The organism is Paenibacillus sp. 1SOY10 (genome assembly GCF_056836745.1).
Genome location: NZ_JBXENK010000005.1, coordinates 294,826 through 305,827 on the forward strand (window position 1 = coordinate 294,826; position 11,002 = coordinate 305,827).

The 11,002-nt window shown below is 52.1% G+C and carries 5 protein-coding genes; all 5 read left to right on the forward strand.

All coding sequences use genetic code 11. The features are described from left to right. The first annotated feature begins 54 nt into the window (after positions 1–54). The 5 genes from AC1VOR_RS15225 to AC1VOR_RS15245 all read left to right on the forward strand — a co-directional run bounded on the left by AC1VOR_RS15225 (position 55) and on the right by AC1VOR_RS15245 (position 10,750). A complete protein-coding gene (locus tag AC1VOR_RS15225) occupies positions 55–2,355 on the forward strand; it encodes a glycoside hydrolase family 3 N-terminal domain-containing protein (RefSeq protein WP_482618880.1) in 2,301 nt (766 codons plus the stop codon). A 5-nt stretch (positions 2,356–2,360) separates the two neighbouring features. Further along, complete coding sequence (locus AC1VOR_RS15230) at positions 2,361–5,462, forward strand: alpha-mannosidase (protein ID WP_482618882.1); 3,102 nt, start codon at positions 2,361–2,363, stop codon at positions 5,460–5,462. Between the two features lie 136 nt (positions 5,463–5,598). Beyond that, positions 5,599–6,918 (forward strand): glycoside hydrolase family 125 protein, encoded by a 1,320-nt coding sequence (locus tag AC1VOR_RS15235; RefSeq protein WP_482618884.1) that lies wholly within the window; start codon positions 5,599–5,601, stop codon positions 6,916–6,918. 59 nt (positions 6,919–6,977) lie between these two features. Next, positions 6,978–7,976, forward strand: a complete 999-nt coding sequence (locus AC1VOR_RS15240) for a glycoside hydrolase family 130 protein (RefSeq protein ID WP_482618886.1) — start codon at positions 6,978–6,980, stop codon at positions 7,974–7,976. A gap of 38 nt (positions 7,977–8,014) precedes the next feature. Further along, positions 8,015–10,750 carry an alpha-mannosidase gene (locus tag AC1VOR_RS15245; protein ID WP_482618888.1) on the forward strand — a complete coding sequence of 912 codons (2,736 nt, stop codon included), beginning with the start codon at positions 8,015–8,017 and terminating at the stop codon, positions 10,748–10,750. Positions 10,751–11,002: the final 252 nt, after the last annotated feature.

Sequence of the window (11,002 nt, forward strand, 5' to 3'; positions counted from 1 at the left end):
CCCGATTTTTTGAACTTGCACTAATAGAGGTTGTTAGAAAAGGAGCGAGTATCGATGTTGCTTTACAAGGACAGCACGAAACCCATTCCGGAGCGAGTGAGGCACCTGCTCGATCTGATGACATTGGAAGAGAAGGCTGGCCAGCTTGTTCAGCCGTTCGGCTGGCAGACCTATGAACATATAGATGGGAAAGTTGAATTAACAGAGTCATTTAAGTCACAGGTTGCAAGTGGTGGGGTTGGTTCGTTGTATGGCGTTCTTCGCGCCGACCCATGGACGGGCGTGACGCTTGAGAGCGGCTTGTCGCCACGTCAAGGGGCCGAAGCGGTGAACGCGATTCAGCGCTATGCCATCGAAAATTCCCGGCTGGGCATTCCGATTCTGATCGGGGAGGAATGCTCCCACGGCCACATGGCGATTGGAGCCACGGTATATCCGGTGCCATTGTCCTTAGGGAGTACCTGGAACGTGGATTTGTACCGGGAAATGTGTCGGGCGGTAGCCCGCGAGACGCGTAGTCAAGGCGGTGCGGTGACTTATTCACCGGTGCTTGACGTTGTGCGTGATCCTCGTTGGGGACGGACAGAGGAATGCTTCGGCGAAGACGCGCATCTCATTAGTGAGATGGCGGTGGCTTCAGTCGAAGGTCTGCAAGGCGATCGACTGGATGGACCGGATAGCGTTGCGGCGACGTTGAAGCATTTTGTCGGCTATGGCAGCTCGGAAGGTGGACGTAATGCCGGTCCGGCGCATATGGGGCGGCGTGAGCTATTGGAAGTTGATATGTTGCCGTTCCGCAAGGCGGTAGAAGCGGGTGCAGCTTCGATTATGCCCGCTTACAACGAGATCGACGGCGTGCCTTGTACTACGAACGAAGAATTGCTGGATGATATTCTTCGCGGTGAATGGGGTTTTGACGGCATGGTCATCACCGACTGCGGAGCTATCGATATGCTGGCCTCCGGCCATGACGTAGCGGCTGACGGTCAGGATGCTGCCGTTCAAGCTATCCGTGCGGGCATCGACATGGAAATGTCCGGTGAAATGTTCGGCAATCACCTGGTGAATGCCGTTCGCTCCGGGGCGCTGGAGGAAGAAGTGCTGAATCGTGCGGTTGCTCGCGTGCTTACCCTGAAATTCCGCCTCGACTTGTTTGAGTCTCCTTATGCAGATCCGGATCGGGCCGAACAGGTCATTGCCAGCGAAGAGCATGTCGCTCTGGCACGTCAATTGGCCGCAGAGGGTATTGTCTTGCTCAAGAATAGAAATGACATATTGCCGCTTTCGCCGAAGATGGGTAAAATAGCCGTCATCGGACCGAATGCGGATGTAGGCTATAATCAGCTTGGTGATTATACATCGCCACAGCCTAAATCCAAGGTCACGACGGTACTTGGCGGTATTCGTAGTAAGCTTGCTGGCACACCGGAGCAAGTGTTGTACGCCCCGGGTTGCCGTATCAAAGGAGATTCGCGAGAGGGCTTCGAGTTAGCCTTGTCATGCGCTGAGGAAGCGGATACGGTAGTTATGGTCGTTGGAGGTTCAAGTGCTCGCGACTTTGGTGAGGGTAGCATCGATTTGAAGACCGGTGCTTCGAAGGTGACCGGTAATTCGGAAAGCGATATGGATTGTGGTGAAGGCATCGACCGGATGTCACTTTCCTTATCCGGCGTCCAATTGGAGTTGGTTCAAGAGGTTCACAAGCTGGGCAAACCATTAATCGTTGTCTACATTAATGGACGGCCTATTGCCGAACCATGGATTGATGAACATGCCGATGCGATTCTCGAAGCCTGGTATCCAGGACAAGAGGGTGGACATGCTGTCGCGGATATCCTGTTTGGCGATGCAAATCCGTCGGGACGTCTGACTATCTCTATTCCGAAGCATGTTGGACAGCTTCCGGTGTACTACAATGGCAAGCGCTCCAGAGGTAAACGATATTTGGAAGCTGATTCGCAGCCGCAATATCCGTTTGGCTTCGGACTTGGATATACCGAATTCGACTATGCCAAGCTGGTAGTCACTCCTGAAATTATCGGGAGGGACGGCCAAGCGAAGGTCACGGTAGAAGTGACAAATATCGGCAGCCGAGCAGGCGCCGAGGTGGTACAGTTGTACCTGACTGACGTGGCCAGTACAGTAACAAGACCAGCGAAAGAACTAAAGGGTTTCCAGAAGGTATTTCTGGAGGCAGGACAATCGCAGGTGGTCGAGTTTACCGTAGGTTCGGAGCAGTTGCAGTATATCGGCCGGAATTTCAAACCAGTGGTGGAACCGGGAGAATTCCTAGTTCATGTCGGCAAGAACGTAAATGATACGCTGAGCGCCAATTTCTTTGTGCGGGAGGACTAATACTAATGGAACGGATCAAACGTTTTATTCGGGAATTGTCGGAGGCGCAGTGGCTTGAAGTGGCTCCGCTGCGGGATTGGGAGATTACGACCTCTACCTATGTGGTTCCTGGAAATTACACAGAAGAGACTTCATACCCGGAAGGCCAGAACTTCGAGCGCTTTCCAAGTACGCAAGGTACAACTTATTTCTTTCGGAAGAAGCTGGAGATACCGTCAAGCTGGAATGGCCAGACGGGATTGATATTTGCTTCCATCGGGGAAGGGTTACTGCGCATTAACGGCAAGTCGGCGCAGGGGCTGGATCGCAACCATAGCTTTGTGACCTTGCCTGCGGTTAATGACGCCCGGTCGCTTGATTTGGAAATCGAACTGTTTGATCCTATTCCGGAGCCGGTGGACCCGCTTAATCATCAGGCCAATATTCAGCCTCCGATTACCAATATCCAAAGTCAACTGGTTTTGGTGAATCAGCCGGTGCAAAGCCTGATGTATGCAGTAACAATCATTCGAGATTCCGCGGTACTGTTGCCAGAGCAAGATCTTCGCCGTACCCGGTTGATTGAAGCTATATATACCGCGATGGATGCGTTTGTGATGTTAGACAAACAGGCTGTTCGAGAAGGTAGTGCTATCGCTGACATTGAGCAAGCTTTAACTCATAGAATCAAAGAAGTCGGCGGCAATGCCGAAGGACTTATTCATATGGTGGGCCAGTCCCACATTGATATCGCTTGGCTGTGGCCAACTCGGGAGACGGTGCGTAAAGCCAGTCGGACCTTCTCTACGGTTGATGCACTCATGCGCGAATATCCGGAATACCGTTATGCCCAAAGCCAACCGCAATTATTTGCCTATTTGAAGGATAATGATCCTGAATTATATGAACGAGTGAAAGAACGGATTAAGGAAGGTCGTTGGGAACTAGTCGGCGGGATGTGGGTCGAGCCCGACCTTAACCTGCCAAGCGGTGAGTCGCTAATGCGGCAAATGCTGTACGGTCAACGCTTCTACCAGGAAGAATTCGGACAAACCTCCGAGATTGAGTGGCTGCCTGATACGTTTGGCTATTGCGCTTCTCTGCCGCAAATTCTCAAGCATGGTGGCATTCGCTACTTCATGACGACGAAGCTGGGTTGGAACGACACCAACTTGTTCCCGTACGACCTGTTCCATTGGGTAGGTATCGACGGAACGCCGATGCTGTCCTATCTGAACCATGGTGTGAACGAGAATACACTGCCGAAGGATGTTCATGATCACTGGCAGTCCTACCGGGAGAAGGCCGTTCACCCTGAGCAAATGCTGCTGTACGGGCACGGTGATGGCGGCGGCGGGGTTACCCGCGAGATGCTGGAGTATATCAATCGTGCTGAACTGATGGTAGGTCAGCCGTCGAGTGCTTATAGCACAGCGACCGACTTCTTTGACGGAATTGATGCGGCACAGCCGAAGCTGCCGGCGTGGCATGGCGATTTGTACCTCGAACTTCACCGGGGGACATATACAACTCACGGACGTAACAAACGCAGCAACCGCAAGGCAGAGATTCTGTACCGTGAAGCGGAGATTTGGAGCGCATTGTCGGCTCCTGCCGTATCTGCAGAGCGGCAGCGTGAGGTTCAGTCCACCTTACAGGATGGCTGGAAGCTGATTCTCCTGAATCAGTTCCATGATATTATTCCAGGTTCGGCGATTACGGAATCTTATGTGACGTCCTTGAAGGAATATGAGGATGTCTTTGAAAAAGGTTATGCCGGACTCAGTCACGGCCTGGAGGCGTTAGCCGGACAGATCGCGACGAAGGGCGACGGCGTGCCATATATTATGTTCAACAGTCTCGGCTGGTCTCGAGACCTGGTTGCTGAACTGCGTGGCGCTGACGTAAGCGGCGTGGTAGCTTATGACGATAAGGGTACGAAGCTTGAACTGGATGTGCTTCCGGGAACGGATGGCTCGGCAGTTTGGGTGCGCGTACCGGAAGTTCCGGCTTTCGGTTACAAAACGATTTGGCTGCGGAGCGAAGCGACTGCTGAGAAGACTGGAGCAGATGAAGCCGGGCAAGCCATTCCTGGTGAGTGGGAAACTGAGTTCTACCGCCTAACCTTTAATGATCGCGGGGAGATTGTCAGCCTGTGGGATAAGCAGGCGAACCGTGAAATCGTCAAAGCCGAAGAAGCGGCGAACCGTTTCCACTTCTTCCATGATCGTCCGACATTATGGGATGCCTGGGACATTGATACCCGTTATGAGCAACAACCGGCTGGTGATGCGAAGCTGCTGGAGAGCCGTGTTGTGGCACGGGGAGCGATTAAGGATGTGCTGCGGTTCCGCTGGAGCGTAGGGCAATCGGAGATTGAGCAAGACCTGATTCTGTACCATCATGATCGTCGTATTGACTTCCAAACGAAGGTGAACTGGAACGAGAATCACAAGCTGCTGAAGGTTGGCTTCCCTATTGACGTGGTTACCGACAAGGCTACTTATGAAATTCCGTTCGGTGCGCTGGAACGTCCTACGCATCGCAACACTAGCTGGGAGCAAGCTCAATACGAAGTATGCGGACATCGGTTCGCCGACGTGTCCGAACGCGGCTACGGCGTCAGCGTGCTAAATGATTGCAAGTACGGCTACGATGTTCAAGGTAGCACGATTCGTCTATCCTTGCTGCGGGCACCAAAATGGCCAGACATGACGGCCGACCTGGGCGAGCATGAATTTACGTATTCACTGTTCCCGCACGAAGGCGATTGGCAAGCAGCCCATACGGTCCGTGCAGCCGCTGAGCTGAATCATGAAGCAGCGGTCCTGGCGGCTGAGGCTCATGAAGGTTCGTTGCCTGCAGCTCATGCGTTGCTGGGCTTTAACAGTCAGCATGTCGTACTGGATACGGTCAAGCCAGCCGAGGATGGCGATGGCGTAGTTCTGCGCTTCTACGAGTCGACCGGTGGTCGCGAGCATGTAGAGTTAACCTGGAACCTGCCGTTCCAGTCAGCGGTTCTATCCAATGCGCTTGAGGAAGAGCTTGAGCCTGTGAACGCCGAAGGCGGCGTGATCACATTGGATTTTGCCCCATATGAAATCAAGACTTTGAAGATCAAGTCATAATGACTCTCACGTGGCTGTGATCATTCGGCCATCCGAGAGCAGAGTCTAACCTAGCAAAAATGTCTCCCGTTAATATGAGCTTTAAATAACGGGAGACATTCTTGCGAACTTTTAATAAAGGAGAGAACCATCACTCATGGAACAATTCAGACTTCCTAAAATACCTATGCCTAAGCTGGAGCTGCCGCAAGCCGTTCAAGACATCTTGGCCGAAGCAGAGACCAAGCTGGCCCATCGTCCCAAGCTGCTGGAACTGTTCAAGAACTGTTTCCCTAACACGCTCGAAACAACCACCAAGTTGATGGATGATGGTACGACCTTTGTCATCACGGGTGATATTCCAGCTTCCTGGCTGCGGGATTCCGTGGAGCAGGTTATTCAATATGTGCCGTTTGCCAAAGAAGATGCCGACCTGCAGCGGATTATCAGCGGCTTGATCAAGCGTCACATTCAATATGTTCATATCGATCCATACGCCAATGCATTTAACGAGTCGGCAAATGACTGGCATTGGAATACGGCGGACGTGACCGAAATGTCTCCATGGGTATGGGAGCGCAAATTCGAAATTGATTCCCTGTGCTTCGTGGTTCGTTTGGCGTATACCTATTGGAAGGAAACCGAGCAAACCGATATTTTCGACGCCGGCTTCAAAGCCGCGATGCGCAAAATCTATGATCTGTTCAAAACCGAGCAACATCACTTTGAACAATCGCCTTACCGCTTTACCCGCAACAACGGCATCCCTGAGGATTCCTTGCGCAATAACGGGCTCGGTATGCCCGTGAACTATACCGGCATGATCTGGTCCGGCTTCCGCTCCAGTGACGATGCTTGCGACTTCCATTACAACATTCCGGGTAATATGTTCGCCGTGGTAACCTTGCGTCAAATGCAGGAATTTGCGGAGTGGGTATTCAGAGATCTGGACTTCCTGGCCGAATTGAAAGAGCTGGAGTTCGAGGTCGATCATGGCATCAAGCTGTACGGTATCTATCGCCATCCGGAATTTGGACCTATCTATGCTTACGAAACTGATGGCTTCGGCAACTATTGCCTGATGGACGACGCGGGTACGCCGGGCTTGATGTCCATACCATACCTTGGTTATGTGGGCGCGGATGATCCGATTTATCAAAATACACGTCGTTTTGCCCTGAGCAAGGAGAACCCGTTCTACTTTGAAGGGAAAGCAGCCAAAGGGATTGGTAGTCCCCATACGCCGAAGGATTACATCTGGCATATGGCCTTGTCGATGCAGGGCATCACGGCGCAATCGAAGGAAGAGAAGCTGGAACTGATCGCCATGCTGGAATCCACAGATGCTGGAACTGGCTTCATGCACGAAGGCTTCCATGCTGATGACCCAACAATTTTTACCCGTAAATGGTTTGCTTGGTCGAACAGCCTGTTCTCGCAATTGGTGTACAGAGCGATGAAGGAAGGCATTTTGTAATCTCAATCCATTGATATTCATATTCGCCAATCTCTTAACAAAGAAAAGGAGACAAGACCATGTCTAAAATTATCGGTGAAGCTTTGAAAAATATTCCTTGGCAAGATAAGCCTAAAGGCTTGAATGCTCCAGTATGGCGTTATTCGCAAAACCCGATTATCGAGCGTCACGCTATTCCGAACTCCAACAGTGTGTTCAACTCCGCCGTTGTTCCTTTTGAAGGTGGATTTGCCGGTGTATTCCGCTGCGATTCCCGTTCAGTAAGCATGGACATCTTCGCGGGCTTCAGTGATGACGGTGTGAACTGGAACATTAACCATGAGCCGATTCAATTTGAAGGTGACGAAGAGATCACGAAGCGCGAATATCGTTACGACCCACGCGTAGTCAAGATTGACGACCGCTATTATATTACCTGGTGTAATGGCTATCATGGCCCTACCATCGGAATTGCCTGGACGACCGACTTCAAGACGTTCCACCAAGAGGAAAATGCCTTCTTGCCATATAACCGTAACGGCGTGTTGTTCCCGCGCAAGATTGACGGCCATTATGCCATGGTGAGCCGCCCAAGTGACACAGGACATACGCCATTTGGCGATATCTTCTACAGCATCAGCCCGGACTTGACCTTCTGGGGCAAGCATCGTTATGTGATGGGTACAATTAACGGTGATGCTTCGGCTTGGCAATCCAAAAAAATCGGCCCAGGACCGGTTCCGATTGAAACCGACAAAGGCTGGTTGCTGATTTACCACGGTGTTATCAATACCTGCAACGGCTTCGTGTACCGTATGGGCTGTGCCTTGCTGGATATCGACAAGCCATGGATTGTGAAGGCTCGCTCCCGCAACTATATTCTCGGCCCAGAAACGCTGTATGAATGTGTTGGCGATGTACCGAACGTAACGTTCCCTTGTGCGGCTTTGACTGATGCTGATACAGGACGTATCGCTATTTACTATGGCTGTGCCGACACTGTGACTGGTTTGGCGTTTACAACTGTCGACGAATTGCTGAGCTACATGGAAGAGTATCCTTTGGAAATCGAAGCTTAAGACTAACTTATGCGGCTTAAGAAAGCGAGGATCAGCAAATGAGCAAGCAAAGAACCGCACATATCATTTCCCATACCCACTGGGACCGGGAATGGTATTTACCTTATGAGAAGCATCATGTCCGGCTCGTTGAGCTGGTGGATGCACTGCTGGATAAGCTGGATGGAGATTCAGCATTCCGCAGCTTCTATCTGGACGGACAAACAATTATCCTGGAAGACTATCTTCAAGTTCGCCCGGAGAACAAGGAACGTCTGGAGCAGCATATTCGTGCCGGCCGTATCCTGATTGGTCCTTGGTACATCTTGCAGGATGCGTTCCTGACCAGCGGAGAAGCCAATGTTCGCAATATGCAAATTGGTCATCAGGATGCGAAGAAGTACAGCACGCCAGCCAAAATCGGATATTTCCCCGATACCTTCGGTCTGGTCGGACAAACACCGCAATTGATGAAGCAATCTGGCATTAACAATGTCTTCTTTGGCCGTGGCGTTAAGCCAACGGGCTTCAACAACACGGTATCCGAGGGTGATTATGAATCCTCCTTCTCCGAGCTGATCTGGGAAGGTCCAGACGGCTCCAAGGTGCTTGGTATTTTGTTCGCTAACTGGTATTCCAACGGGAATGAAGTTCCGGTGGATGAAGCAGAAGCGAAGGCATTCTGGGATCGCAAGCTGTCCGATGCCGAGAAGTATGCGGCTACGGGAGAACTTCTGTTCATGAATGGCTGTGATCACCAGCCATTGCAACTGGATCTGCCTGAAGCGATCCGTACGGCAGAGAAGCTGTATCCGGATACGAAGTTCATACATTCCAACTTCCCGGACTATCTGAATGAACTGGATCGCGCGTTGGATGGTCGCGACCTGTCGACGGTGAAGGGCGAGCTGCGCAGCCAGCGTAATGATGGCTGGGGAACGCTGGTCAACACCGCTTCGGCCCGGGTGTACTTGAAGCAAATGAACCAGGAAGGTCAAGCCTTGCTGGAGAAGGTAGCCGAGCCGCTTGCTTCGGTTGCGCATTTGCTGGGTAAGGATTACCCGCATCATCTGTTCACCTATGCCTGGAAGACGTTGATGCAGAACCATCCGCATGACAGCATTTGCGGTTGTAGCGTGGATGAGGTTCACCGCGAGATGGTAACGCGCTTCGAGAAGAGCCGCCATGTGGCTGAAACTCTAATTGATGATAGCAAGCAAGTCATTGCCGATGCTGTGAATACCTCGGTATTTGCTGCTTATGGGGAAGACCCGCTGCCCGTTATCGCGATGAATACAACAGGCTGGACTCGCACAGGAACGGTGACGGTGGAACTGGATGCCGCTCGTCTGTACCTGCGTGAAGGGCTTGGCGTAGAAGAGACAGGCCGCCGCATGAAGGCTGTAGACTTGTCTGGCCGTGAACTGGTTGATGCCGAAGGCAACACGGTACCTTGTACTGTTGAAGACCTGGGGCTACTGTTCGGCTATGATTTGCCGGACGATAAATTCCGCCAGCCGTACATGTGCCGCAAAGTGAAGCTGACTTTCCTGGCACAGGATATCCCGGCACTGGGTCTGAGCACCTACGCATGGGTACGTCGCGATGCCAAGACAGCAGCCCAGCCTGCTTCCCTGCTTACAGGAGACAAGGTATTGGAGAACGAGAGCCTGAAGGTCGAACTGGCTCAAGATGGCTCGTTCACGCTGACTGACAAGGCTAACGGCAAGACTTACCGTGATTTGGGTATCTACGAGGATACTGGAGATATCGGGAACGAGTATATGTACAGACAGCCGGAAGGCACGACTCCGCTGACAACCAAGGGTCTGGCAGCAGACATCCGTGTGCTGGAGGACGCGCCTTACCGTGCATCGCTGGAAATCAACCATACTTGGGAGATTCCTGTATCTGCGGATGAGAAGCTCGATGAGGAACAACGGGAACTGGTATACTTCCCTCGCCGGAAGGCAGGTCGCAGCAATGAAGTAACGACGATCACGTTGCGTACTGTAATCTCGCTTGAAGCGGCAGGTAAGGGCGTACAGATCGAAACGACGATTAACAATACGGCCAAGGATCATCGCGTACGCGCCTTGTTCCCGACCGATATCGAGGCTTCAACGCTTAGCGTCGATTCTATGTTTGAAGTGGCTGAGCGTGATATCGTTCCTGCGCCGGAATGGGAGAACCCAAGCAATACCCAGCATCAGCAAGCCTTTGTCGATGTAAGTGGAGAGGGAGCCGGCCTGACGGTGGCCAATCTTGGCTTGAACGAATACGAAGTCTTGCGTGACGGCCGCAACACCATTGCCATCACACTGTTGCGTTCGGTTGGCGAACTGGGCGATTGGGGCTTGTTCCCGACACCAGAGGCGCAATGTCTGGATACCTACACTGTTCGGATGGAACTGATTCCGCATAGTGGTGATGGCATTGCATCCGGAGCTTATACCGAGGCCTACCAATTCCAGATTCCTTGGACCGTCTGCCAGACCGGAGTTCATGAAGGACCGCTGGCACCGGTGTACAAGCCGTTTCAGTGGGAAGGGGCGGAACTGGCTTTCTCCTCCCTCAAAATGAACCAAGAGACGGGCGATCTGTTGCTGCGTTGGTACAATATGAGCGACGAAGCGGCGGAGTTAACACTCGGCACGGATATCCCGCATGAACACTTCTATAAGACGACGATTCTTGAAGAAGCGGCTGCGCCGTTGTCCAAGAGTGCGGCAGGCTGCCTGTCGCTGCCAGTGGCTCCTTGTGAGATCACAACGGTCGGCATTCGCCGTGCTTAAACGGAAAGTGCAAAGGCTATTGGCATCGTAAGGAGCCAGCCAAACGGGTACCGTAAGAACGACAAACTGGCAGGGTAAGGATGCCAATAGGTACCTTGAGAGCGACCGCTGATATCGTAAGAACGCCAACGGGTACCGTAAAGCGGACGGTTGCGCTTGAGTGGCTAGTTGTGGGCTCGAAATGAAGATTAGCGGGAAAAAGTCCCGTTATTTGCTGGAAAACTAGAGGATATCGATGTTTAGCTGGAATTT

Coding starts and splice junctions, on each gene's coding strand:
- AC1VOR_RS15225 (WP_482618880.1), top strand. CDS start 55: ATGTTGCTTTACAAGGACAGCACGAAACCCATTCCGGAGCGAGTGAGG.
- AC1VOR_RS15230 (WP_482618882.1), top strand. CDS start 2,361: ATGGAACGGATCAAACGTTTTATTCGGGAATTGTCGGAGGCGCAGTGG.
- AC1VOR_RS15235 (WP_482618884.1), top strand. CDS start 5,599: ATGGAACAATTCAGACTTCCTAAAATACCTATGCCTAAGCTGGAGCTG.
- AC1VOR_RS15240 (WP_482618886.1), top strand. CDS start 6,978: ATGTCTAAAATTATCGGTGAAGCTTTGAAAAATATTCCTTGGCAAGAT.
- AC1VOR_RS15245 (WP_482618888.1), top strand. CDS start 8,015: ATGAGCAAGCAAAGAACCGCACATATCATTTCCCATACCCACTGGGAC.